Source organism: Pseudomonas sp. GW823-FHT04A03, from assembly GCF_058796615.1.
On the sequence record NZ_JBXAIV010000001.1, the window covers coordinates 802,735 to 825,072 of the forward strand.

Below are 22,338 nucleotides of genomic sequence, written 5' to 3' on the forward strand. Positions count from 1 at the left end.
CCCCGGACGCTTGCTGCGTTCGGGGGATTTTTTGTGGGCCGGTTTTAGAGAATGCGATAGAGCAACCGCTCGACCCGCACCCGGCTCACGCGCTTGAGGAACTTGGCCACGCCCGCCGGGTAGTCCGGCAAGGCTTCCAGGTCCTGGAAGCGTGCGATCCGCGTGGTGTGGACGAAGATGTTCTCCAGCTCCGCGCGGCGCGGTTCCAGCCACTCGCCTTTCGGGTCATCGATCAGCAAGGCGTTTTCCAGATCGAGACGGAACGCCCGTGGGTTGAGGTTGTTGCCGGTCAGCAGCGTGTAGCGCTGGTCGATCCACATGCCCTTGAGGTGATAGCTGTTGTCGCCTTCACGCCACAAATGCAGGTTCAACTGGCCGCTGTCGATGTTGCGCTGATGACGCTTGGCGAAACGGCGCAGGCTGATCTCGTAAAGATACGGCAGCGCGGCGATCACCTTGAACGGCTCGCTCGGAGGGATGTAGAAATCGTTGGCCGTCTTGTCGCCGACCACGATGTCGATCTTCACGCCGCGCGCCAGCGCCCGATTGATCTCGCGAATCACCCCCAGTGGCAGGTTGAAGTACGGCGTGCAGATGGTCAGTTGCTTCTGGGCGCTGGCGATCAGCTCCAGAATCACCCGGTTCAGCGGGTTGTTCTTGCCCACACCGAGCAACGGACTGACCGACAGGCCGGTATGCGCCGTGCTGCCGGCACTGGTGTCGTAGGCCGCATATTTGAGGCGGCTGCGCAGGTCGCCGATGTCGTTGCGCAGGCTGCGGGTGGTCGGCAGGTTCGGCAGGTCGAGGCGATGCACTGCTTTCGATTCGATCAGGCCGTGCTTGACCAGGTGGTGCATCGAGTCCGCCAGTTCGCGGTTTTGCAGCACGTGATAACGGTCGAAGCGATACTTGTCGAATTTGTGCAGGTAGACGTTGTTCAGGCTAGCACCGCTGTAGACCACGCAATCGTCGATCACGAAGCCTTTGAGGTGCAGCACGCCGAACAGCTCGCGGGTCTGCACCGGCACGCCGTAGACCGGCACCACGCTCTGGTGGGTGCGGGTCATTTCCTGATACCACGCCGAGTTGCCCGGCTGTTTGCCGGCGCCGATCAAGCCACGCTGGGCCCGCAGCCAGTCGACGACCACCGCGATTTCAAGCTCGGGACGCTTGAGTTTGGCGGCGTGCAAGGCATCGAGGATTTCCTGGCCGGCTTCATCGTTTTGCAGATAAAGCGCGACGAGGTAGATGCGCTGGGTCGCCTGGGCGATTTTTTCCAGCAGGCAACGGCGGAAATCGGCGGCGCCGGGCAGGATCGTCACGGCCTCGGGGGTCAGCGGAAAGCTGCGCAGTTTGGGCAGCAGAGAGCGTTTGAAAAGCAACGGCATAGGGCTCGCAATGGGTCGAATCCGAAGAACCCGAGAGCTTACACCATCAACTCCTTCGGGTCTTGTGAGTGTCTGTAATGACTGATCGTTACCGCGCTCTTGAATGATCGTTCCCACGCTCTGCGTGGGAATGCAGCCCGGGACGCTCCGCGTCCCTTCCAGAGCTGGAACGCGGAGCGTCCCTTGAGGCATTCCCACGCAGAGCGTGGGAACGATCAATAAAAAACATTTGACCAAGGAGAACGATCGTTCTACTGTTCGCCACATGAACGAGATAATCAGCAACGACACGACCCGAGACATCATTCTGGATGTCACCGAAAAGTTGATCTACAAAAGTGGCATCGCGGCCACCGGCATGGATCTTCTGGTGAAAACCGCCGGCGTTTCCAGAAAGAGTATCTACCGCTACTTCGCCAACAAGGAGGAGTTGACCGTCACCGCCCTGCAACGCCGCGACGTGCGCTGGATGCACTGGTACAGAAGCGCCGTCGATCAGGCCGAAACCCCGGCCGACCGCCTGCTCAACCTGTTTACCGTGCTCAAGGGCTGGTTCGCCTCGGAAGGCTTCCGGGGCTGCGCTTTCATCAATACCAGCGGTGAGACCGGCGATCCCGAGGATCCGGTCCGCCTGGTCGCCAAAGACCACAAACAAAAGCTGCTCGACTACCTGTGCGAGCTGTGTACCGAACATGGAGCCGAGGACCCGCAACTGTTGGCCAAGCAGCTGCTGATCCTGATTGACGGCGCCATTACCGTAGCGCTTGTGATGGGTGATCACAGTGCCGCCGATAATGCGCAATGCATGGCGCGAAAGTTATTGGACCTGTAACGCCTTAATAAGCCTGACAAGTTGTTTAACTGTTAATAAATCGGGAGACAAACATGTCTACTGCAGCCGAAGTTCGTCCGCCACTGCCACCGTTCAACCGTGAATCAGCCATTGAAAAAGTTCGTCTGGCCGAGGATGGCTGGAACTCCCGCGACCCGGAGCGCGTGTCGCTGGCCTACACCCTGGACACCAAATGGCGTAACCGCGCCGAATTCGCCAACAACCGCGAAGAAGCCAAGGGATTCCTCACCCGCAAATGGGCCAAGGAGCTGGATTACCGCCTGATCAAGGAACTCTGGGCCTACTCCGACACCCGCATCGCCGTGCGCTACGCCTACGAATGGCACGACGATTCGGGCAACTGGTTCCGTTCCTACGGCAACGAGAATTGGGAATTCGACGAGCACGGCCTGATGTTCCAGCGTTACGCCTGCATCAACGACATGCCGATCAAGGAAAGCGAACGCAAGTTCCACTGGTCGCTGGGCCGACGCCCGGATGATCATCCGGGGTTGTCCGAGCTGGGTCTGTAATTACGGACCAGATTACCAACGGCGGGAGTAAAGATGCTCCCGCCGTCATGCTGATCCAACGACTGTTGAAGATCACAGCCGACACTTATGCTTATTGCGAATGGTGCTTATGGACTGTCAGTTGTAACAGTAGCGAAGGGGAAGAATGCATCGAATGATATTCACGTAACGAGGTTGCCCGTTCGAAACGGACGGCAACTGCCCTTCCTTCTGTCTACGTGAGCATCTGACATGACGCAAAAAAATCTGATTCGAAATGGTGATTTCAGCACCGGCGACTTCCAGCATTGGATTGCTCGCAACTACGACACCCCCATGTCGGTCGTACTTCGTAACTCTAACTATGCAGCACGCATGGTCGGCGGCAGAAACCAGGGACAAAATCTGGCCACCGAGAGTTTCCGTATTCAGCCCGGAGAATTTACTTTCAGCGTCGACGCTCAAGCGCCCAATGCCGTCCCGCTGCAAGACACCAAGGATCGACGATTTCACACCACTGATCGCAACAGAACCTCCAATCCTATGCTCCACGCATTTATCACTTGCATGATTTGGGCAAGCAACCGTAGCACAGGTGAAGACGAAGTCTGGTACAGACAGGAGTATGTCGATCCCAAGACAAGAACACTGACGTTCAAGGGCATCATTCAACCCGGCTACGAGTGGCTGGATATTCACTTCGGCATTCCCAATGATCCCTTTGGAAATAAAGGGCCGTATTTCATCGACAATGCCTGGTTGTCGACTATGTAGCGACTAACATTCAGGCACCACTTGATCGATCAGGATCCCAGTCGCGATGAACGGGTGTTACAGCTATGATGACCGCCCGTTCCTGCCCTGCCGAAATAAGCCGATTCCATGCCTTTCGAACTCAGCGTTGACCTCACCACCCTGGCCGTTCTGGCCCTTGTCGCTTTCATTGCCGGATTCATCGACGCCATCGCCGGCGGTGGCGGTCTGTTGACCACGCCTGCGTTGCTCACCGCCGGCCTGCCGCCGCACCTGGTGCTGGGCACCAACAAGCTGAGTTCGACCTTCGGCTCGGCCACCGCCAGTTTCACCTTCTACCGACGCAAGCTGTTCCACCCCAAACAGTGGATGCACGCCATCGTCGGCACGCTGGTCGGCGCGCTGACCGGCGCCGTCGTCGCCCATTACCTGCCCGCCGAATGGCTGAACAAGATGCTGCCGGTGATCGTCTTCGCCTGTGGCCTGTACCTGTTGTTTGGCGGCACGCCGAAAGCGCCGCTGGACAGCGACGCCCCGATCAAGAAGAAGTGGCAATCGACCCAAGGCTTCAGCCTCGGTTTCTACGACGGCGTGGCCGGCCCCGGCACTGGCGCGTTCTGGACGGTCAGCAGCCTGCTGCTCTACCCGATCGATCTGGTCAAGGCCAGCGGCGTAGCGCGCAGCATGAACTTCGTCAGCAACATTGCGGCGCTGTCGGTGTTCGTGTTTTCCGGGCAGGTGGACTGGATCATCGGCCTGAGCATGGGCCTGTCGGTGATGGTCGGCGCGTTCTTCGGGGCGCGTACCGCGATCAGCGGCGGCGCCAAGTTCATTCGTCCGGTGTTCATCACCGTGGTGCTGGGGTTGACCGTGCGTCTAGCCTGGCAACACTGGTTCAGCGTGGCCTAAGCGCCGCGCCACGTAAACGTCGATCAGGTAGCGGGCAATCGATTTGGACGCCGGCAACGGCGGCAGATCGTGCACGTTGAACCACTGGGCGTCTTCGATCTCGTCTTCCTGACAGACAATCTCGCCACCGGCGTATTCGGCATGGAAACCGAGCATCATCGAGTGCGGAAACGGCCAGCACTGGCTGCCCATGTACTGGATGTTCTTCACCTCGATCTGCACTTCCTCGCGCACTTCGCGAATCAGGCAATCCTCGGCCGACTCACCCGGTTCGGCAAACCCGGCCAGCGTGCTGTAGACCCCGGTGACGAAACGCGGTGAACGCGCCAGCAGCACTTCATCGCCACGGGTCACCAGCACGATCATGCTCGGCGAAATCCGCGGATAGCTGCGCAGGTCGCAGGGCTGGCAATACATCGCCCGCTCCCGTGGCACCTGGGTCATGGCCTGACCGCAGTTGCCGCAGAAACGGTGCTCCCGAGCCCACGTCCCGATTTGCGCGGCGTAGCCCAGCACTTTGTAGATCGTGTGATCGCCATCGAGCATGAACGCCCGCAGGCCTTTCCAGTTGCAACCCGGCACCTCGCTGGTGCTGCGCAGTTCCAGCAGATACACCGGTTCGCCATCGAGATGACCGATACCGTGCTCGGCAAGGATCGACAAGTCCTGACGCTTGAGCCATTCCCGGGGGAACAGCGCGCCGTTGTCATCGAACAGGAAACCCTCGGGGCTGCGCGCCACGGCCCAGCCGCCGGGTTGATCGGTGTCCAGTACTGCAGTGGTCCAGCGAGATGTCATGGTTTCTCAATCCAGAAATTCGGGTTTCTGTTTGCTCATATGGGCAGCCATGGCCACGCGCAAATCGTTGGATTGCAGCATGGCGGCGTTCCAGGTGGCAACGTACTCCAGACCATCGTCGATGCGATGGTCGCGCATGTAGCTGATCATTTCCTTGGTGCCGGTGACCGCGATCGGCGACTTGCCGGCGATGTCCCGGGCAATGTCCATCACACCCTCGATCAGGCCGTCCTTGTCGCTGTAGACGCGATTGACCAGGCCGATGCTGCGCGCTTCTTCGGCGCCAAAGGTGCGACCGGTGTAAGCCAGCTCACGCAGCATGCCGTCACCGATGATCCGTGGCAACCGTTGCAGGGTGCCAACGTCGGCCGCCATGCCGATGTCGATTTCCTTGATCGAGAATTGCGCGTCTTCGGCGGCGTAGCGCATGTCGCAGGCGGCGATCAGGTCAATGGCGCCGCCCAGGCAGTAACCCTGGATCGCCGCGAGTACCGGCTTGCGGCAATTGTCGACGGCATTGAATGAGGCTTGCAGGGTCAGGATCTTCTTGCGCAGCAGGCGCGCATTGCGGCCGACGTCCTTGCCCAGTTCATTGGCCACGCCGGCCAGCATCATCAGGTCGATGCCCGAGGAGAAGTGCTTGCCGGCACCACTCAGCACCACCACCCGCACTTCGTCGGTGTCGTCGATCCACTGGAACACCTCGACGATTTCGCTCCAGAACGCGGCGTTCATCGAGTTGATCTTTTCCGGACGATTAATCTGCACATGGGCGATGTTGTCGGCCAGTTCGACGCTGAAGGCGGTGTATTGAGTCATGGCAGAAGTCCTTTACCGGGCTGAAAATGAGGCCCGAACTATAACAAGGCATCAGCACGGCGGTTCGGCCAAATGCGGGACTTTAGCCGTTCTTCACCGCGACGAAGGCGGCGGTCTCGTAAGGCACCGTCACCACCTCCCTGCCCCGCAGCTGCGGCTCGCCGACAATCAGTTGAGCAATCTGCTCGTCGATCTTTGCGCGCTGTTGATCGTTCAACGCCGCAATGAAACTGGTGGAGCGCACCCGGTTGAAAATCACATCCTCCGGCGAGCCGGTATGGCCATGCTGAAAATGCTGGGCCTGCAAATGCCCGAACGCCGGATGGGGAAAGGCTTTGCGCCATTCGCCGGTGTAGAAGCGCGGTGTGTCGCCCTCCAACGCATTGACGATAGCGTCCAGCTTGGGCACCCAGTCGACCCGGGTGTCGCGCAGGTTCCAGATCAGGCCCAGCTTGCCGCCCGGTTTGAGGACACGGGCGATTTCATCCAGCGCCTCGCGACTGGCAAACCAATGAAAGGCCTGCGCGCACACCACCGCATCCACCGAGGCATCGGGCAGCGGCAAATCCGTCGCCGTACCGCTGACGGCCAACACTTGCGGCCAGGCCAGTGACAGTTTTTCCAGCATCTGCGCCACCGGTTCCACGGCGATTACCTGGGCACCGGTCGCCACCAGCCGTCCGGTGAACTTGCCGGTGCCGGCGCCGAGGTCGATAACGGTCTTGTGGCCATCGAGGCCCAGTGTGCCCGTCAGCCATTCGCTGACGGCCGGCGGATAGTCGGGCCGGCCTTTGACGTAGGTGTCGGCAGCGGTTTTGTAGCCGCTGGCGGCCGAGTGGTGAACCTGATCTTTCATGGCCAAACTCCCATGGTAGAACTGCAGATCGACAACGAATGCTGACGAGCATAGCGCCGGTAAAAGGGCTTTCCTTTAACAAAGCCTGACAAAGCAATGAATAAATTTTCACCCTGCGGTGTTCAAAGTGAAACATGACCCCCTGTGGAGCCTTGCCCATGACTATCCGTTCCGTTATGTTCGCCGCCCCGTTGCTGGTGGCCGCCGTTTTCGCGAGCCCCCTCGCCTTCGCCAATGGCGATGAAGAGGCACCCGTTCAGAAACCCAACTGCCCCAAAGGCCAGGTGTTCGACACCAAAACCCAGAAGTGCGTGATGCAGACCAGCCATCTGGTGCCCGACGCCGACCGCACCGATTACGCCTACCGTCTGGCCAAGGCCGGTCGTTACGAAGAAGCCCTGGCCCTGCTCGACACGCTGGAACAACCGAACACCGCCAAGGCTCTCAACTATCGCGGTTACGCGACGCGCAAACTGGGTCGCACTGACGAAGGCATCGGCTATTACCTGCAATCGGTGAAACTCGATCCGCAGTACGCGCAGGTCCGCGAATATCTGGGCGAGGCTTATGTGATCAAGGGCCGCGTCGATCTGGCGCAGGAACAGTTGCAGCACATCCAGAAGATTTGCGGCACGACCTGCGAGGAATACCGGGACCTGGCCGAAGCCATCAACGATTCATCGAAAACCTGACACGACACGCGGAGGCGAACATTTTCAGCGATCAGGCCTTCAGAGCCGAACTCGGGCAACACCTGGCGCGCTTGTGGCGTTACGGCTTGCTGCTGTCGCGCAATCGGCACGTGGCCGAGGATCTGGTGCAAGCCACCTGCGTGCGGGCGCTCGAGCGTTCGGGCCAGTACGTGGCCGGCACGCGCATGGACCGATGGCTGCTGAGCATCCTGCATTCGATCTGGCTCAACGAAGTGCGCGCCCGCCGGGTGCGCCAGGGCCAGGGCGTGGCGGATGCCGAAAGTCAGCTGACCTTCGATGGTGAATACGCCGCGCAGACCCACGTCATGGCCGCGCAGGTGATCCGCCGGGTCGATGCGTTGCCGGAAACCCAGCGCGAAACGGTCTATCTGGCCTACGTCGAAGGCCTGTCCTACCGCGAAGTCGCCGAGATCCTGCAAGTGCCGATCGGCACGGTCATGAGCCGGCTGGCCACCGCGCGCCTGAAACTGGCCGAATACCCGCCGCTGCAAGCGGTACCGAACACCCCCGCAGGAGACCGGCAATGAATGCGCCTTCCGACGAGCAACTGGTGGCGTATCTGGACGATGAACTGGACCGCGAGCAGCGCAGCCAGCTCGACAGCCTCATCGCCGACGACCCGCTGCTGAGTTTGCGGGTGCAATGGCTGAGCCGCAGCAATCTGCCATTCAAGGCGGCCTACGACGAACTGGCGCAACAGGCGCCGCTCGACCGTTTGCAGGCCCGGCTCGATGCCGCGCCGTCACCGCAGAAGCCTGGTTTCAGCCGACGCTGGTTCATCGGCGCAGCGGCAGCGGGCGTGGCGCTCGCGGGTATCGCGGCGGACCGCTTGTTCCTGGCCTGGCAAGCGCAGCAATCGCATAACTGGCGTGAACTGGTGGGCGATTACATGGCGCTGTATGTGCCGCAGACCCTCGAACATCTGCCCACCGATGAAGCCTCGCAACTGGCGCAGTTGCGCACCGTCGATGCGCGGCTGGGCGTAAACCTGTCGCCGGCGAAACTGAAACTGCCCGGCGCGCAGTTCAAACGCGCGCAATTGCTCGAGTATGACGGCGTGCCCATCGCCCAGATGACCTGGCTCGACGCCACCCACGGCCCGCTGGCGCTGTGCGTCACGCGCACCAACAGCGGCAGCCAGCCAATGGCTCATGAACGCCGGCACGGGATGAACGTGGTGTACTGGACCGAGCGCGAACATGCCTGGATGCTGATCGGCCATCACCCGGCTTCCGAGCTCGAAGACATGGCGAAAATGTTTAAATCCCGGCTGAACGTTTAAAGAATTTTGTCACTATGCTGCTCGGGTGATTTTCCAAGAAGGATGGATTTATGCCGATTTCGCCACGCGCAGCCCTGCTGGTCATCGACGTGCAGAACGACTTCATTCCCGGTGGCCAGTTGGCCGTCCCAGAAGGTGACCTGATCGTTCCGCTGATCAACCGGCTCGCCGGCCAGTTCAAGCAAGTGGTCATTGCCCAGGACTGGCACCCGGCGGGGCATGCTTCGTTTGCCTCCAGCCATCCCGGCCGTCAGCCTTATGACGTGATTCAACTGCCGTATGGCGAGCAGACGCTGTGGCCGGATCACTGTATTCAGGGCTCACGCGGTGCCGGGTTTCACTCGGGACTCGATTTGCCCCACGCGCAGTTGGTCATCCGCAAGGGCTGCAACCCGGACATCGACAGCTATTCGGCGTTTCTGGAAGCGGATCGTGTCACGACCACGGGGCTGGCCGGTTATCTGAAGGAACGCGGGATCGACACGGTGTACATGGTTGGTCTGGCGCTGGACTTTTGCGTGATGTTTTCTGCGCTGGACGCGCGGGCGGCGGGGTTCAATGCGTTTGTGGTGCTGGATGCGTGTCGGGCGATTGATTTGAACGGCTCGCTGGCGTCGGCGATCGAGCGGATGCAGGTGGCCGGGGTTGGATTGATCCAGTCCACTGAACTGCTCTGATAATCCCGGTTCCCACGCTGGGCGCTCAGCGTGGGAACGATCATCAGGTCGGGGTTGGCAGCCAGAGCCTGAACCTCGCCCCACCCAACGGCGAACTTTCCACCGTCAACGTCCCGCCCTGCGCCTCCAGCGCCCGCCGGCTGATCGCCAGCCCCAGGCCAAACCCGCCGGTCGCCCGATCGCGACTGCGATCCAGTCGATAGAACGGCTCGAAAATCCGCTCCCGCTCGTCTTCCGGAATGCCGATCCCGTCATCATCCACCCAGATCTCGCAGCCTTTCGGGCAGACCTGCACACCGATCTGAATGCGCTTTTCGCAATAGCGCATGGCGTTGCGCAGCAGGTTCTGAATCGCGCGGGCCGTCAGGCGCGGGTCGAGGGAGAAACGTTCCAGCTGGTTGTGCAGCAGCACATCGATGACGATTTCCGGGGATTCCAGTTCTTCGTCGACGCTGCCCAGAATGCTGTCGATGAATTCGTCCAGCGACACTTCGACCTGCTCCGGCAACTTCGCCGGATTCTGCAGGCGGCTGTAGGACAGCAACTCCAGCACCAATTCATCCAGTTCGCGAATGTGCGCGACCAGCCCTTGCAGGCGTTCGCGACTGGCCTGCGGCAAGTCATCGGACAGCGCGAGCGCCAGGCCGAAGTCCAGGCGGGTCAGCGGCGTGCGCAGTTCGTGGGACACGGCGTTGAGCAGGTCCCGCTGCTGGTTGAGCAGGTTTTCGATATCGCCGGCCATGGTGTCGAACACGTTGGCCAGACTGCCGATGTTGGAGTTCGAGCCAATCTGGGTGCGCTCGCTCAAATGGCCCTTGCCGAAGCGTTCGGCCGTGCCCTTGAGGCGTTCCAGATCGCGCCAGTGCGGGCGAAACCAGAGCAACAGGCACGCCAGCAGACTCGCACCGATCAGTACATTGATGCTCCAGTACAACAGGTTCACGTCCATCGGATCCGGCGGCACCACCATCTGCACCGCCATTTCGTCATTCAGCGGCGTGACCGCCAGCGTGCGCCAGCCCCAGTCGCCCACCCGCACCATGTTTTCGCCGCGCCGCAGACGTTCTTTCTCAATGTCGGTGAACCCGGCGTCATCGATACGGGCGAGCACGATGTGCAGCGGCTGGAAATCCTTGTCCATCGAGGCCGCGAGCGCCGGCCACTGATCCTGCGGCACCGCGCGAAACTGCTTGGTGATCAGCGATTGCAGGCCACGGGAATAGTCGAGGTTGTAGGTGACGAATCGCTGCTTGAACGCCATCACCACCAGATCCGGCACCAGATAGATCGCCGCGCTGTAGGAGACGATCGTCACCAGATAGAGGCGAAACAGGATTCTGAACATCGAATCAGCATTCCCACTCGGAACGGCTGAACAGATAGCCCTTGCCCCACACGGTCTTGATCTTGCGCGCCTCGCCGGCGTGGTCGTCGAACTTGCGTCGCAGCTTGGAGATCGCCACGTCCACCGAACGGTCGGTGCCGTTGAACTCGATGCCGCGCAGGCGTTGCAGGATCTGGTCGCGACTCAGCACTTCGCCGGCATGACGGGCCAGTACCACCAGCAAATTGTATTCGCCGCTGGACAGCTCGACCGGTTGCTCGCGCCAGGTCACGGTGCGCTCCGACAGATCGATGCACAGGTTGCCCATCAGGATGCGGTCGTTGGCGGTCACCGGTTCGCCGAGGCTGCTGCGCCGCAGCAAGGTGCGCACCCGCGCCAGCAGGACGCGCGGCTCGCAGGGTTTGGTGACGTAATCGTCGGCGCCCATTTCCAGGCCCAGCACCTGATCGTGGCTGTCGTCGCGGGCGGTGAGCATCAGGATCGGCAGCGTTGCCGAGTCGGCGCGCAACAGGCGACAGACCTGCAAGCCGTCGAGGCCCGGCAGCATCAGGTCGAGAATCACCAGGTCCGGCGGATTGAGCCGCGCCCGTTCGCGCACATGGTCGCCACGGCCGATCACGCTGACGGAGTAACCGTTGCGTTCGAGGTAACTGGAGATCAGTTCGGCGAGGGCGGTGTCGTCTTCGACCAGAAGAATGTTGGGCATTGATGATCCAGATATTGCAGTGGTGTTTGTCAGGGCCTCTTCGCGAGCAAGCTCGCTCCCACATTGAATTTGTGTCGTTCACAAAACCTGTGGGAGCGAGCTTGCTCGCGAAAGCGGCTTAACAGTCACGAAATAATTCAAGGCGTAAAGGATATACGCCCTCACTCGTCCCTGAGCAAAACCCTTACACAATTTCACACAGCGCCTACAAAGCTTCACCGCTACCCTCGGCGACTGTCCGTAGGATGCGCAGATCAATATTGGGGGTTGTACATGTCGAAGAATCTGCTGGCCGGGCTCGGCCTGATCGCATTGGCGCTGACGCTGAGTGCCTGTGATAAATCCTCGAACGCCGAGGAACAGGCGCCGCCGGCCACCGTGCGGATCGAAACCCTTGAGGCGCGCCCCCTGTCGATCAGCAGCGAACTCAGCGGGCGGATTGCCGCGCCGCGTATTGCCGAAGTCCGTGCCCGAGTGGCCGGCGTCGTGCTGCAACGCACCTACCGCGAAGGCAGCGACGTGAAAAAGGGCGATGTTTTGTTCCGCATCGACCCGGCACCATTCAAGGCTGACCTCGACAGCGCCGAAGCGGCCCTGCGCAAGGCCGAAGCCAACGCCTTCCAGGCAAAGCTGCAGGAACAGCGCTACGCCCAGTTGATCGACGACAAGGCCATCAGCGCTCAGGACTACGACAACGCCCGCGCCAACGCCCGGCAGACTGCCGCCGACGTGGCCGCCAACAAGGCAGCCGTCGAGCGCGCGAAGCTGAATCTGGGGTACGCCACCGTCACCGCGCCGATTTCCGGGCGTGTCGGTCGTGCTCTGGTGACCGAAGGTGCGCTGGTCGGCCAGAACGAAACCACACCCATGGCGCTGATCCAGCAGTTGAACCCGATCCACGCCGACCTCACTCAGTCGACCCGCGAACTCAATGAGCTGCGCCGGGCATTCCGTTCCGGCCAGTTGCAGCAGGTCGGCCAGGATCAGATCAAAGCCACGCTGATCCAGGACGACGGCAGCCTTTATCCGCTACCGGGCAAATTGCTGTTCAGCGACATCACGGTCGATCCGGGCACCGGTCAGATCATCCTGCGCAGCGAGTTCCCCAACCCGGATCTCGATCTGTTGCCCGGCAGCTACGTTCGCGTGCGTCTGGAGCAAGGCGTGATCCAGCACGGCCTGACCGTTCCGCAACGCGCGGTGCAGCGAGACAGCGCCGGTGTGGCGCAAGTGCTGACCGTCGACGATCAGATGCGCGTCGCCCAACAGCCAGTGCAGCTCGGCGCGGTGCAGAACGACCGCTGGATCGTCACCGGAGGCCTGAAAGCCGGCGACCGCATTGTCATCGAAGGCCTGCAGCACGCCCGTCCGGGCGAAGTGGTGCAGATCGACGACACCCCTCTTCCACTTGCCCAGACCTCTGGTCAGTAAGCAGGACGCTCTTCTATGCCGCAGTTCTTTATCGACCGCCCGGTGTTCGCCTGGGTCGTCGCGTTGTTCATCCTGTTGGCCGGTGCGCTGGCCATCCCGCAATTGCCGGTGGCGCAATACCCCGACGTCGCGCCGCCGCAGATCGAAATCTATGCCGTGTACCCGGGCGCCTCGGCGCAGACCGTAGACGAAAGCGTGGTCAGCCTGATCGAGGAAGAGCTCAACGGCGCCGATCACCTGCTGTATTTCGAATCGCAGAGCAGCCTGGGCAGCGCCACGATCAAGGCCACTTTCCAGCCGGGTACCAACCCGGAACTGGCGCAGGTTGATGTGCAAAACCGCCTGAAAGTGGTCGAGTCGCGCCTGCCGCAAGCGGTCAATCAGCAGGGCTTGCAGGTGGAGAAAGTCTCCGCCGGTTTCCTGCTGCTGATCACCCTCACCTCCAGCGACGGCAAGCTCGACGACGTGGCGCTCAGCGATTACCTGGCGCGCAACGTGATGAACGAGATCAAGCGTATTGACGGCGTCGGCAAGGCCCAGCTGTACGGCGCCGAGCGGGCAATGCGGATCTGGGTAGACCCGCAGAAGCTGATCGGTTTCAACCTGACGCCGGCCGACGTCAACGCCGCCATCGTCGCGCAGAACGCCCAGGTGTCGGCGGGTAGCATCGGCGATCTGCCTAACCCGAGCACTCAGGAAATCACCGCGACGATTCTGGTCAAGGGTCAGCTTTCGACGCCGGAAGAGTTTGCCGACATCGTGCTCAAGGCCAATCCGGACGGTTCCACCGTGCGCATCAAGGATGTGGCGCGGGTCGAGATCGGCAGCCAGGAATACCAGTTCGGCACCCGTCTGAACGGCAAACCGTCCACCGCCGTCGGCGTGCAACTGTCGCCGGGCGCCAATGCCCTCAGCACCGCAACGCTGATCCGGGCGAAGATGGATGAGCTGTCGCGCTATTTCCCTGCCGGTGTGGAATACAAGATTCCCTACGACACCTCGCCATTCGTGAAGGTCTCGATCACCAAAGTGGTCTACACCCTCGGCGAGGCGATGTTGCTGGTGTTCGCGGTGATGTTCCTGTTCCTGCAGAACATCCGTTACACCCTGATCCCGACGCTGGTAGTGCCGGTGGCGTTGATGGGCACCTTCGCGACCATGCTCGCGCTGGGCTTCTCGATCAACGTGCTGACCATGTTCGGCATGGTGCTGGCCATCGGCATTCTGGTGGACGACGCCATTGTGGTGGTGGAGAACGTCGAACGGATCATGGCCACCGAAGGCCTGTCACCGAAAGAGGCGACCCGCAAGGCGATGACCCAGATCACCGGCGCGATCATCGGCATTACGCTGGTGCTGGTGGCGGTGTTCATTCCGATGGCATTCATGCAAGGGTCGGTGGGCGTCATTTACCGGCAGTTCTCGCTGTCGATGGCCACCTCGATCCTGTTCTCGGCGTTCCTCGCGCTGACCTTGACCCCGGCGCTGTGCGCGACGCTGCTCAAGCCGATTGCCAAGGGTGAACACCACGAGAAAACCGGGTTCTTCGGCTGGTTCAACCGTCGCTTCGAGCAACTGACCGATCGTTATCAAGGCTGGGTCGGCTACGCGCTGAAACGCACCGGTCGTTATCTGTTGATCTACGTTGTGCTGCTGGTGGGCCTGGGCCTGTGTTTCGCGCGTCTGCCCTCCTCGTTCCTGCCGGTCGAGGATCAGGGTTACACCATCACCGACATCCAGCTGCCACCGGGCGCGACCAAGAATCGTACGGTGCAAGTCGCCGAACAGCTTGAAACGCACAACAACGGTGAACCGGGTGTCAGCGACAGCGTGGTGATTCTGGGCTTCAGCTTCTCCGGCAGCGGGCAGAACGCCGCATTGGCCTTCACCACGCTCAAGGACTGGTCGCAGCGTGGCAGCGACGACTCGGCCAGCTCGATTGCCGACCGCGCCAACATCGCCCTGAGCCAGATCAAGGATGCGATGGCGTTCTCTGTGCTGCCGCCGCCGGTTGACGGTCTCGGCACTTCCAGCGGCTTCGAATTCCGCCTGCAGGATCGCGGCGGCCTCGGCCATGCGACCTTGATGGAGGCGCGCACCCAGTTGCTGGAAGCCGCCGAGAAAAGCCCGATCCTGATGAACGTACGTGAAAGCGCCCTGGCCGAAGCACCGCAAGTGCAGCTGGAAGTGGATCGCAAGCAGGCCAACGCACTGGGCATCTCGTTCGCCGACGTCGGAAACGTGCTTTCCACTGCCATCGGCTCTTCGTACGTCAATGACTTCCCCAATCAGGGGCGGATGCAACGGGTTGTCGTGCAGGCTGAAGGCGATCGCCGCAGTCAGGTCGATGACCTGCTGAAAATGCACGTGCGCAACGATGCCGGGAAAATGGTGCCGCTGTCAGCGTTCGTCAGAGCCACATGGACACAGGGCCCGGCGCAGTTGACCCGCTACAACGGCTACCCGGCAATCTCGATTTCCGGCGAGCCGAAACCCGGCCACAGCACCGGCGAAGCCATGGCGGAGATCGAACGGCTGGTGGCCCAGGGGCCGAAAGGTCTGGGTCAGGAATGGACCGGTCTGTCGTTGCAGGAACGTTTGTCCGGCAGCCAGGCGCCGATCCTGCTCGGACTGTCGCTGCTGATCGTGTTCCTGTGTCTGGCGGCGTTGTACGAGAGCTGGTCGATTCCGACTTCCGTGCTGCTCGTTGTGCCGCTCGGCGTGCTCGGTGCGGTGCTGGCGGTGACTCTGCGCGGAATGCCCAACGACGTGTTCTTCAAGGTCGGCCTGATCACCATCATCGGCCTGTCGGCGAAGAACGCGATCCTGATCATCGAGTTCGCCAAGAGCCTGTATGACGAGGGTCATGATTTGATTGACGCGACCTTGCAAGCGGCGCGTCTGCGGTTGCGGCCGATTGTCATGACTTCGCTGGCGTTCATTCTCGGTGTGGTGCCGCTGGCGATTGCCACCGGCGCGAGTTCGGCGAGCCAGCAGGCGATTGGTACCGGGGTGATTGGCGGGATGATTACGGCGACGCTGGCAGTGATCTTTGTGCCGGTGTTCTTCGTTGTGGTGATCAAGCTTGTGCGCAGGTTCGCCAAGCCCGATTGATTGACCATTCCCTGCGCGGTGGCCACAGGTCGCCGCGCTGGGCTAAGGTTGTCTGCACACCCTGGCCCATCGAGTTCCCATGCGCTTCCTCGCCCGCACCCACCCTCGCCTCTCCGCCGCCGCCCTGTTCGGTCTTGCCGTCGGCCTGTTGGTGCCCGCCGACTCCGTCATCAGCAAAATCCTCATCGGCTGGAACGCCGGGGTCTGGACCTATCTGGCGCTGATGCTCTGGCTCACCGCCCGGGCGAAGGCGCCGGACGTCAAGCAGATCGCGGTCATCGAGGACGAGAACGCAGGGCTGGTGCTGTTCGTGGTGTGTATCGCGGCGCTGGCCAGCCTGGCGACCATCACCTTGGAACTGGCCGGCACCAAGGACCTGGAAACCACCCGCAAACTCTTGCACTACGGTTTTACCGCATTGACGGTGATCGGCTCATGGCTGCTGATCGGGGTGATTTTCAGCGTCCACTACGCCCGGCTGTTTTACACCTGGGACGGCAAGGAGCCGGCGCTGCGCTTTGCCGAAGGCCTGACGACGCCCAATTACTGGGACTTTCTGTACTTCTCGTTCACCATCGGCGTCGCTGTGCAGACGGCGGATGTCGGCGTGGCTACGCGGGAAATACGCAAGATCGTGCTGGCACAGTCGCTGATCGGATTTGTGTTCAACACCGCCATCCTCGGGTTCTCGATCAACATCGCCGCCGGGTTGTTCGGCTGACGTCAGCGGTTCCCAACGAGCGCCATTTGTCGGCGACTTATGAATTTCTCCCGATCATTCACTTGACGATCGAATCGCTTCTGGTGTTTCCTGAAACCGGTTTCAGATCCTGTTACAGCGATCTGACCTGACAAATCCAATAATAAGGTTTCAGACCGTGAACGATTTCTCCGCCGCCCAGCGCAGCCGCGTGACCATGCTCGACGTCGCCGAACACGCTGGCGTGTCCAAGGCCAGCGTCTCGCGCTTCATTGGCGACGACCGCGCCCTGCTCTCCGATGCGATTGCCCAGCGCATCGAGCAGGCGATTGCCGAACTCGGTTACCGCCCCAATCAAATGGCCCGAGGCCTGAAGCGTGGCCGCACCCGCCTGATCGGCATGCTGGTGGCCGATATCCGCAACCCTTATTCGATTGCCGTGATGCACGGGGTGGAAACTGCCTGCCGTCGGCACGGCTACAGCCTGGTGGTGTGCAACACCGACCGCGATGACGAGCAGGAACGTCAGCACCTGGCGCTGTTGCGCTCGTACAACATCGAAGGGCTGATCGTGAACACCCTGGGTCATCACTGGGATGAACTGGATGAGTTGAAGCGGGAAATGCCGCTGGTACTGGTGGATCGCAAAGTGGGCGGGCTCGACAGCGACATGGTCGGGTTGAACAACCCGCTGGCCATCGAGATGGCGCTCGAACACCTTCAGCAGCGCGGCTATCGCGATGTGTTGCTTGTGACGGAACCGTATGACGGCACCAGTTCGCGGATTGAGCGGGTCAGCGGTTTTCAGCAGCAGATTGGCCAGCGCAAAGACATGCGTGGCGCGGTGCTGGAAACCGGCCCGAGCCTTGCGAACGATCTTCAAACCTTTTTGAACACATCTGATAACGGCCCAAAGACCCTGTTCTGCGCCAATGGCGTGGCGGCGCTGGCCTGCACCTTGGCATTGCGTGAGATTGGCTGCCGGTTGTTCGAGGATGTCGGGTTGATCGCGCTGGATGATCTGGATTGGTATCCGCTGGTGGGGAGCGGGATTACTGCCCTCGCTCAGCCGACGGAGGAGATTGGTGCGCGGGCGTTTGAGTGTTTGCTCAAGCGTTTGCGTGGGGATGATGAAGCGGCGCGGACACTGGATTTTGCGCCGGTGCTGATCGAGCGCGGCTCGACGCGCAGCAAGGCGGAATAAGGCCCTACGGGGCCACCCAAAAATTTTTGAACAAAAATGAAACCGGTTTCAGAGGTAGATAACAATGAATAAACCTGCCGTTTCCATCAGTCTTTCCAGCTACGGCGCTGATTTTGTTCGCCGTCGTGGCCAAGGCTCGTTCATCGAAGTGCTGGGCGCTGCCGGCGCCAATCGCATCGAATGGCGCGAAGAGTTGCTGACCAACGAAGTCCCGGAACAACTCGCCGCTGCCACACAGGCTGAAGGCCTGCAAAGCATCTATTCCTCGCTGACCGAACTGTGGCTCGCCGGCCAGTCACGGCCCAATCCCGAACTCATCACCGCGCTGCAGAACGCCGAAGCGTTCGGCTCGAAGTGGCTGAAGGTTTCCCTCGGTTTTTTCACCGACAACAATGATCTGCAGACTCTGGGGCAAATCCTTGCGCAAAGCCCCGTGCAACTGCTGGTGGAGAACGATCAGACCCTGCACGGCGGTCGCATCGAACCGTTCCAGCGGTTCTTCGCCGCTGTCGAACAGCACAACCTGCCGATCAAAATGACCTTCGACATCGGCAACTGGCAGTGGCAAGACCAGTCCGCCACCAGCGCCGCACGGTTGCTGGGACGCCACGTTGGCTACGTGCATTGCAAAGCCGTGGCCCGTCGTGCCGACGGCAAACTGGTGGCCGTACCGCCCGCCGCCACTGACCTGCATCTGTGGGAACAACTGCTGCGGCACATGGCCCAAGGGGTCATGCGCGCCGCCGAATACCCGTTGCAGGGCGATGATCTGGTGCAACTCACCACCGAACACGTCGCCGCCCTCGCCCGCCTCGGCCAGTCCCGTCTGGAGCCTGCTCATGTCTGAGATCGATATTCTGTCGTTCGGCGAAACCATGGCCATGTTTGTCGCCGAACAGAGCGGTGATCTGGCCTCCGTCGAGCAGTTTCACAAACGGATTGCCGGGGCCGACAGCAACGTCGCCATCGGCCTGTCTCGGCTAGGTTTCAAGGTGGCTTGGCTGAGCCGTGTCGGTGCCGATTCGCTGGGACGATTTGTCGTCGAAACCCTGGCCCGCGAGGGGCTCGATTGCAGCCATGTTGAAGTCGACAACGCGCATCCAACCGGTTTCCAGCTCAAGTCGCGCAACGATGACGGCAGCGACCCGACGGTCGAGTATTTCCGTCGCGGCTCGGCGGCCAGTCATCTGTCGCCACAATCAATCACCTCGACGCTGTTAAGCGCCCGGCATCTGCACGCCACCGGCATTCCGCCGGCGCTGTCGGCCTCTGCCCGTGAAATGTCCCGTGAATTGATGACCCGCATGCGCAACGCCGGCCGCAGCGTGTCGTTCGACCCGAACCTGCGCCCGAGCCTGTGGGCCAGTGAGCGGGAGATGATCAGCGAGATCAACCGCCTCGCCGCCCTCGCCCACTGGGTGTTGCCGGGGTTAAGCGAAGGTCGGTTGTTGACCGGGTTTGAAGATCCGGCGGATATCGCTGCGTTCTATCTCGATCAGGGTGCCGAAGCGGTGGCGATCAAGCTCGGGCCGCAGGGTGCGTATTACCGCACGCATCTGGATCAGGGGTTTGTCGCCGGGGTGCCGGTTGAAACCGTGGTCGATACGGTTGGCGCTGGCGATGGATTCGCGGTCGGGATGATCAGTGCCCTGCTGGAACACCAGAGTTTTCCCGAGGCGGTCAGACGTGCCAACTGGATTGGCAGCCGGGCGGTGCAGAGCCGGGGGGACATGGAGGGTTTGCCGACCCGATCCGAACTCTCCGCTGAATTCAAGGCCGCCTTCGCGAGCAAGCTCGCTCCCACAAGTCTTGTGTACGCCACGGACACTGTGGGAGCGAGCTTGCTCGCGAAGGGGGCGTAACAGACGCAACTTTTTTTGAACCTGCTGCGACAAAAACAACAAGCTCAGGAGCAAGACCATGAAAACCGCAACCCTCGCCACCCGCCGCTGGTGGTACATCATGCCGATCGTGTTCATCACCTACAGCCTGGCGTACCTGGATCGCGCCAATTATGGATTTGCCGCTGCTTCAGGTATGGCTGCCGACCTGATGATCACCCCGGGCCTGTCCTCGCTGCTCGGCGCGCTGTTCTTCCTCGGCTACTTTTTCTTCCAGGTGCCCGGCGCGATCTACGCGCAGAAGCACAGCGTGAAGAAGCTGATCTTCGTCAGCCTGATCCTCTGGGGCGGGCTCGCCACGCTGACCGGTGTGGTCTCCAACGCCTATTGGCTGATCGTCATCCGCTTCATGCTTGGCGTGGTCGAAGCGGCCGTGATGCCGGCGATGCTGGTCTATCTCTGTCACTGGTTCACCCGCGCCGAACGCTCGCGGGCCAACACCTTCCTGATCCTCGGCAACCCGGTAACCATGCTGTGGATGTCGGTGGTTTCGGGTTATCTGGTGCAGCATTTCAGCTGGCGCTGGATGTTCATCATCGAAGGTCTGCCGGCGGTGCTCTGGGCATTCATCTGGTGGAAGCTGGCCGATGATCGTCCGGCCCAGGCCAAGTGGCTCAACGACCAGGAAAAGCACGATCTGGAAAGCGCACTGGCGGCTGAACAGGTCGGCATCAAAGCGGTGAAGAACTACGCCGAAGCCTTCCGTTCGCCGAAGGTGATCATTCTGGCGTTGCAATTTTTCTGCTGGAGTATCGGTGTCTACGGCTTCGTGTTGTGGCTGCCGTCGATCCTCAAGGCCGGCGCGCAAATGGACATGATCGAAGCCGGCTGGCTGTCGGCCCTGCCGTATCTGGCGGCGGTGATCGGCATGCTGCTGGTGGCGTGGGGCTCGGACAAACTGCAAAAGCGCAAACGCTTCGTCTGGCCGCCGCTGCTGATTGCCTCGGTGGCGTTCTACGGCTCCTACGCCTTGGGCGCGGAGCATTTCTGGTGGTCGTACACGCTGCTGGTGATCGCTGGCGCCTGCATGTACGCGCCGTACGGACCGTTCTTCGCCATCGTCCCTGAGATCCTGCCGGCCAACGTTGCCGGTGGCGCCATGGCGCTGATCAACAGCATGGGCGCCCTCGGCTCTTTCGGCGGCTCGTATCTGGTCGGTTACCTGAACAGCTCCACCGGTTCGCCCGGTGCTTCGTACCTGCTGATGAGCGGCGCGCTGATGCTCTCGGTGGTGCTGACGATTTTTCTCAAGCCCGGTGCGAGCGACCGGGTGACGGCCAAGCGTGTCGCACCGCGTCCGCTGCCGGCCCATTCCTGAATTGATAGAGAGATGACTGCGATGAAAAAGCAGGTTGTGCTGTACAAGAAACTGTCGCCGGCGTTGATGGCGCGTCTTGAGGAGCAGGTCGATGTGACGCTGATCGACAGCCTCGACGCCGACGGCCTGATGAAACTGCGTGACGCTCTCCCCGGTGCTCACGGCCTGCTCGGTGCGAGCCTGAAACTGGACGCGGCGCTGCTCGACCTGGCGCCGCAGCTGGAGGCGATTTCCAGCGTTTCGGTGGGTGTCGACAACTACGACATCGACTACCTGACCCGGCGCAAGGTCATGCTGACCAACACCCCGGACGTGCTCACAGAAACCACCGCCGACACTGGTTTCGCGCTGATCCTGGCCACCGCACGCCGCGTGGTGGAACTGGCGCACATGGTGCGTGGCGGCCATTGGCATCGCAGCATCGGGCCGGCACATTTCGGTACCGATGTGCATGGCAAGACGCTGGGCATCATCGGCATGGGGCGGATCGGCGAGGCGTTGGCGCAGCGTGGGCATTTCGGGTTCGGGATGCCGGTGATCTATCACAGCCAGTCGCGCAAACCGGCGGTTGAAGAACGTTTCGATGCGCAGTACCGCAGTCTGGAGGATTTGCTGCGACAGGCGGATTTCATCTGTCTGACCTTGCCGTTGACGGCGCAGACTGAAGGTCTGATTGGCGCCGAACAGTTTGCGTTGATGCGCCCGGAAAGCATCTTCATCAATATCTCACGGGGCAAGGTTGTGGATGAGGCGGCGATGATCGACACCTTGCGGCATAACCGGATTCGCGCGGCGGGGCTGGATGTGTTCGAACGCGAGCCACTGAATCATGACTCGCCGCTGCTGCAGTTGAACAATGTGGTGGCGACACCGCATATGGGTTCGGCGACCCATGAAACGCGCGAAGCAATGGCGCGGTGTGCGGTGGAGAATCTGTTGGCGGCGCTGGCCGGTGAAAAACCCGCCAACCTGGTGAATCCCCTCCGCTGAACACTGATGATCGTTCCCACGCTCTGCGTGGGAATGCCTCAAGGGACGCTCCGCGTTCCAGCTCTGGAAGGGACGCGGAGCGTCCCGGGC

Annotated in this window: 22 protein-coding genes; 16 read left to right on the top strand and 6 right to left on the bottom strand. The window is 61.3% G+C overall.

Features of this window, described 5'->3' with window-relative positions:
• Window positions 1-44 precede the first annotated feature (44 nt).
• The gene (gene pssA / locus AC1Q9F_RS03320; RefSeq protein WP_492618969.1) at window positions 45-1,388 is read right to left on the bottom strand and encodes a CDP-diacylglycerol--serine O-phosphatidyltransferase; all 1,344 of its coding nucleotides are present in this window, start codon (window positions 1,386-1,388) and stop codon (window positions 45-47) included.
• A gap of 265 nt (window positions 1,389-1,653) precedes the next feature.
• On the opposite strand from pssA, the gene AC1Q9F_RS03325 reads away from it, so the two are divergent.
• The 4 genes from AC1Q9F_RS03325 (at window position 1,654) to AC1Q9F_RS03340 (ending at window position 4,394) form a co-directional block, all read left to right on the top strand.
• The gene (locus AC1Q9F_RS03325) at window positions 1,654-2,220 is read left to right on the top strand and encodes a TetR/AcrR family transcriptional regulator (protein ID WP_492618968.1); all 567 of its coding nucleotides are present in this window, start codon (window positions 1,654-1,656) and stop codon (window positions 2,218-2,220) included.
• A 53-nt stretch (window positions 2,221-2,273) separates the two neighbouring features.
• The gene (locus tag AC1Q9F_RS03330; protein ID WP_492618967.1) at window positions 2,274-2,753 is read left to right on the top strand and encodes a nuclear transport factor 2 family protein; all 480 of its coding nucleotides are present in this window, start codon (window positions 2,274-2,276) and stop codon (window positions 2,751-2,753) included.
• A 231-nt stretch (window positions 2,754-2,984) separates the two neighbouring features.
• A complete protein-coding gene (locus AC1Q9F_RS03335; RefSeq protein ID WP_492618966.1) occupies window positions 2,985-3,506 on the top strand; it encodes a hypothetical protein in 522 nt (173 codons plus the stop codon).
• Between the two features lie 108 nt (window positions 3,507-3,614).
• Window positions 3,615-4,394 carry a TSUP family transporter gene (locus AC1Q9F_RS03340; protein ID WP_207982832.1) on the top strand — a complete coding sequence of 260 codons (780 nt, stop codon included), beginning with the start codon at window positions 3,615-3,617 and terminating at the stop codon, window positions 4,392-4,394.
• Here AC1Q9F_RS03340 and nudC read toward each other — a convergent pair.
• The 3 genes from nudC to AC1Q9F_RS03355 all read right to left on the bottom strand — a co-directional run bounded on the left by nudC (window position 4,362) and on the right by AC1Q9F_RS03355 (window position 6,867).
• Window positions 4,362-5,192, bottom strand: coding sequence for an NAD(+) diphosphatase (gene nudC, locus AC1Q9F_RS03345; protein ID WP_039768669.1), 831 nt, complete (start codon window positions 5,190-5,192; stop codon window positions 4,362-4,364). The genes AC1Q9F_RS03340 and nudC overlap by 33 nt on opposite strands.
• Before the next feature lie 6 nt (window positions 5,193-5,198).
• Entirely contained in the window at window positions 5,199-6,011 is an 813-nt protein-coding gene (locus AC1Q9F_RS03350) for a crotonase/enoyl-CoA hydratase family protein (protein WP_011334292.1), read from the bottom strand.
• 82 nt (window positions 6,012-6,093) lie between these two features.
• Window positions 6,094-6,867 carry a class I SAM-dependent methyltransferase gene (locus AC1Q9F_RS03355; RefSeq protein ID WP_492618965.1) on the bottom strand — a complete coding sequence of 258 codons (774 nt, stop codon included), beginning with the start codon at window positions 6,865-6,867 and terminating at the stop codon, window positions 6,094-6,096.
• Between the two features lie 158 nt (window positions 6,868-7,025).
• Here AC1Q9F_RS03355 and AC1Q9F_RS03360 point away from each other — a divergent pair, with 158 nt between their 5' ends.
• The 4 genes from AC1Q9F_RS03360 (at window position 7,026) to pncA (ending at window position 9,539) form a co-directional block, all read left to right on the top strand.
• Window positions 7,026-7,559, top strand: coding sequence for a tetratricopeptide repeat protein (locus AC1Q9F_RS03360; RefSeq protein ID WP_007951256.1), 534 nt, complete (start codon window positions 7,026-7,028; stop codon window positions 7,557-7,559).
• Between the two features lie 62 nt (window positions 7,560-7,621).
• Entirely contained in the window at window positions 7,622-8,107 is a 486-nt protein-coding gene (locus AC1Q9F_RS03365) for an RNA polymerase sigma factor (protein WP_207986217.1), read from the top strand.
• Window positions 8,104-8,862, top strand: coding sequence for an anti-sigma factor family protein (locus AC1Q9F_RS03370; RefSeq protein ID WP_492618964.1), 759 nt, complete (start codon window positions 8,104-8,106; stop codon window positions 8,860-8,862). The genes AC1Q9F_RS03365 and AC1Q9F_RS03370 overlap by 4 nt, the downstream gene beginning before the upstream one ends.
• 50 nt (window positions 8,863-8,912) lie before the next feature.
• Complete coding sequence (pncA, locus tag AC1Q9F_RS03375; RefSeq protein ID WP_492618963.1) at window positions 8,913-9,539, top strand: bifunctional nicotinamidase/pyrazinamidase; 627 nt, start codon at window positions 8,913-8,915, stop codon at window positions 9,537-9,539.
• Window positions 9,540-9,582: 43 nt separating this feature from the next.
• On the opposite strand, the gene AC1Q9F_RS03380 is transcribed toward pncA, so the two are convergent.
• Complete coding sequence (locus AC1Q9F_RS03380; RefSeq protein WP_273902759.1) at window positions 9,583-10,884, bottom strand: ATP-binding protein; 1,302 nt, start codon at window positions 10,882-10,884, stop codon at window positions 9,583-9,585.
• Between the two features lie 4 nt (window positions 10,885-10,888).
• Complete coding sequence (locus AC1Q9F_RS03385) at window positions 10,889-11,590, bottom strand: response regulator (RefSeq protein WP_492618962.1); 702 nt, start codon at window positions 11,588-11,590, stop codon at window positions 10,889-10,891.
• 273 nt (window positions 11,591-11,863) lie between these two features.
• Here AC1Q9F_RS03385 and AC1Q9F_RS03390 point away from each other — a divergent pair, with 273 nt between their 5' ends.
• From AC1Q9F_RS03390 to AC1Q9F_RS03425, 8 genes are all read left to right on the top strand, one after another.
• Window positions 11,864-13,021 carry an efflux RND transporter periplasmic adaptor subunit gene (locus AC1Q9F_RS03390; protein WP_273899565.1) on the top strand — a complete coding sequence of 386 codons (1,158 nt, stop codon included), beginning with the start codon at window positions 11,864-11,866 and terminating at the stop codon, window positions 13,019-13,021.
• 15 nt (window positions 13,022-13,036) lie between these two features.
• On the top strand, window positions 13,037-16,135 hold the full coding sequence (locus tag AC1Q9F_RS03395) for a multidrug efflux RND transporter permease subunit (protein ID WP_492618961.1): 3,099 nt from the start codon (window positions 13,037-13,039) through the stop codon (window positions 16,133-16,135).
• 79 nt (window positions 16,136-16,214) lie between these two features.
• Complete coding sequence (locus AC1Q9F_RS03400) at window positions 16,215-16,856, top strand: DUF1345 domain-containing protein (RefSeq protein WP_207982840.1); 642 nt, start codon at window positions 16,215-16,217, stop codon at window positions 16,854-16,856.
• Window positions 16,857-17,013: 157 nt separating this feature from the next.
• Window positions 17,014-18,039, top strand: a complete 1,026-nt coding sequence (locus AC1Q9F_RS03405; RefSeq protein WP_492618960.1) for a LacI family DNA-binding transcriptional regulator — start codon at window positions 17,014-17,016, stop codon at window positions 18,037-18,039.
• 64 nt (window positions 18,040-18,103) lie between these two features.
• Complete coding sequence (locus AC1Q9F_RS03410; protein ID WP_492618959.1) at window positions 18,104-18,886, top strand: sugar phosphate isomerase/epimerase family protein; 783 nt, start codon at window positions 18,104-18,106, stop codon at window positions 18,884-18,886.
• Entirely contained in the window at window positions 18,879-19,901 is a 1,023-nt protein-coding gene (locus AC1Q9F_RS03415) for a sugar kinase (RefSeq protein ID WP_492618958.1), read from the top strand. Before AC1Q9F_RS03410 ends, AC1Q9F_RS03415 begins: the two co-directional genes overlap by 8 nt.
• 58 nt (window positions 19,902-19,959) lie before the next feature.
• Window positions 19,960-21,258: an MFS transporter gene (locus AC1Q9F_RS03420; protein ID WP_492618957.1), complete on the top strand. Its 1,299-nt coding sequence runs from the start codon at window positions 19,960-19,962 to the stop codon at window positions 21,256-21,258.
• A gap of 21 nt (window positions 21,259-21,279) precedes the next feature.
• Complete coding sequence (locus AC1Q9F_RS03425; protein ID WP_492618956.1) at window positions 21,280-22,248, top strand: 2-hydroxyacid dehydrogenase; 969 nt, start codon at window positions 21,280-21,282, stop codon at window positions 22,246-22,248.
• Window positions 22,249-22,338 lie beyond the last annotated feature (90 nt).

Excerpts from the sequence above, each read along its gene's own strand:
- AC1Q9F_RS03380 (WP_273902759.1), bottom strand. The coding sequence starts at position 10,884 with ATGTTCAGAATCCTGTTTCGCCTCTATCTGGTGACGATCGTCTCCTAC.
- AC1Q9F_RS03360 (WP_007951256.1), top strand. The coding sequence starts at position 7,026 with ATGACTATCCGTTCCGTTATGTTCGCCGCCCCGTTGCTGGTGGCCGCC.
- AC1Q9F_RS03330 (WP_492618967.1), top strand. The coding sequence starts at position 2,274 with ATGTCTACTGCAGCCGAAGTTCGTCCGCCACTGCCACCGTTCAACCGT.
- AC1Q9F_RS03325 (WP_492618968.1), top strand. The coding sequence starts at position 1,654 with ATGAACGAGATAATCAGCAACGACACGACCCGAGACATCATTCTGGAT.
- AC1Q9F_RS03425 (WP_492618956.1), top strand. The coding sequence starts at position 21,280 with ATGAAAAAGCAGGTTGTGCTGTACAAGAAACTGTCGCCGGCGTTGATG.
- nudC (WP_039768669.1), bottom strand. The coding sequence starts at position 5,192 with ATGACATCTCGCTGGACCACTGCAGTACTGGACACCGATCAACCCGGC.
- AC1Q9F_RS03395 (WP_492618961.1), top strand. The coding sequence starts at position 13,037 with ATGCCGCAGTTCTTTATCGACCGCCCGGTGTTCGCCTGGGTCGTCGCG.
- AC1Q9F_RS03390 (WP_273899565.1), top strand. The coding sequence starts at position 11,864 with ATGTCGAAGAATCTGCTGGCCGGGCTCGGCCTGATCGCATTGGCGCTG.
- AC1Q9F_RS03400 (WP_207982840.1), top strand. The coding sequence starts at position 16,215 with ATGCGCTTCCTCGCCCGCACCCACCCTCGCCTCTCCGCCGCCGCCCTG.
- pssA (WP_492618969.1), bottom strand. The coding sequence starts at position 1,388 with ATGCCGTTGCTTTTCAAACGCTCTCTGCTGCCCAAACTGCGCAGCTTT.
- pncA (WP_492618963.1), top strand. The coding sequence starts at position 8,913 with ATGCCGATTTCGCCACGCGCAGCCCTGCTGGTCATCGACGTGCAGAAC.
- AC1Q9F_RS03420 (WP_492618957.1), top strand. The coding sequence starts at position 19,960 with ATGAAAACCGCAACCCTCGCCACCCGCCGCTGGTGGTACATCATGCCG.
- AC1Q9F_RS03415 (WP_492618958.1), top strand. The coding sequence starts at position 18,879 with ATGTCTGAGATCGATATTCTGTCGTTCGGCGAAACCATGGCCATGTTT.
- AC1Q9F_RS03385 (WP_492618962.1), bottom strand. The coding sequence starts at position 11,590 with ATGCCCAACATTCTTCTGGTCGAAGACGACACCGCCCTCGCCGAACTG.
- AC1Q9F_RS03340 (WP_207982832.1), top strand. The coding sequence starts at position 3,615 with ATGCCTTTCGAACTCAGCGTTGACCTCACCACCCTGGCCGTTCTGGCC.
- AC1Q9F_RS03370 (WP_492618964.1), top strand. The coding sequence starts at position 8,104 with ATGAATGCGCCTTCCGACGAGCAACTGGTGGCGTATCTGGACGATGAA.
- AC1Q9F_RS03355 (WP_492618965.1), bottom strand. The coding sequence starts at position 6,867 with ATGAAAGATCAGGTTCACCACTCGGCCGCCAGCGGCTACAAAACCGCT.
- AC1Q9F_RS03410 (WP_492618959.1), top strand. The coding sequence starts at position 18,104 with ATGAATAAACCTGCCGTTTCCATCAGTCTTTCCAGCTACGGCGCTGAT.
- AC1Q9F_RS03350 (WP_011334292.1), bottom strand. The coding sequence starts at position 6,011 with ATGACTCAATACACCGCCTTCAGCGTCGAACTGGCCGACAACATCGCC.
- AC1Q9F_RS03335 (WP_492618966.1), top strand. The coding sequence starts at position 2,985 with ATGACGCAAAAAAATCTGATTCGAAATGGTGATTTCAGCACCGGCGAC.